This is a genomic window from Streptomyces sp. MS191 (assembly GCF_008042125.1).
GTDB lineage: Bacteria > Actinomycetota > Actinomycetes > Streptomycetales > Streptomycetaceae > Streptomyces.
Window position 1 is genome coordinate 1 of record NZ_RDBI01000200.1, and the last position, 826, is coordinate 826.

The window sequence follows — 826 nt, forward strand, 5'->3', positions numbered from 1 at the left end:
CCCCTCAGCGCCCCTCAGCGAAGGGCCCGTCCTCTCGGAGAGCCTCTCCCCCGGCGGCCCAGGGCCGTCCAGGTCGCCAGGGCGAGGACCAGCGCCGTACCCAGGCCGATCCCGCTGAGGCCCACGGTGCGCATCGTGTCCTGGTGGTTCCGTCCGTGGCCGGCCAGGCCGAACACGGAGGCGTCGGTGTCGCCCTCGTAGTCCGGGCCGGGCTGCGGCGTCCCCCGGAGGGAGACGTTCAGCGCCAGGGGCACAGGAGTCGGGACGCGGCGGTCGAGGGTGAGTTGGAGGTAGTACGAGCCCTGGAAGCGCATCGCGTTCACGGCGTCCGGCCCGGTCTGGGTGCGGTTGGCATAAGCGGCCGGGGCCGTGACGAGGGAAATGGCGGCGGGTCGGCCGGAGTAGAGAGCGGTGTGCTCCTCGACCGCGCCGCGGGCCGGGTTGTAGAGGGTGACGCGCAGGCCGTCGGGGGTGACGGTGTTTTCCGCCTGTGCCGAGTTGGCGAACTGGGCGTCGAGGCAGAGCTGCTGTCCCCAGGCCACGGGCACCCGGTAGAACCGGCTTCAACGACGCCGCGCCTGTCGGCGACGGAGCCTGGCGCGACACCCTCCGGCCAGGGGAGAGCCGGTTCTACCGGGTGCCCGTGGCCTGGGGACAGCAGCTCTGCCTCGACGCCCAGTTCGCCAACTCGGCACAGGCGGAAAACACCGTCACCCCCGACGGCCTGCGCGTCACCCTCTACAACCCGGCCCGCGGCGCGGTCGAGGAGCACACCGCTCTCTACTCCGGCCGACCCGCCGCCATTTCCCTCGTCACGGCCCCGGCC

General features: G+C 72.9%; 1 protein-coding gene and 1 pseudogene. One reads left to right on the top strand and one right to left on the bottom strand.

The window, feature by feature from the left end; translation table 11 throughout:
- Positions 1-14: 14 nt before the first annotated feature.
- A complete protein-coding gene (locus EAO71_RS36380) occupies positions 15-542 on the bottom strand; it encodes a hypothetical protein (RefSeq protein ID WP_147982067.1) in 528 nt (175 codons plus the stop codon).
- A 101-nt stretch (positions 543-643) separates the two neighbouring features.
- Here EAO71_RS36380 and EAO71_RS36385 point away from each other — a divergent pair.
- Positions 644-826: pseudogene (locus tag EAO71_RS36385) on the top strand (hypothetical protein); the annotation flags it as partial.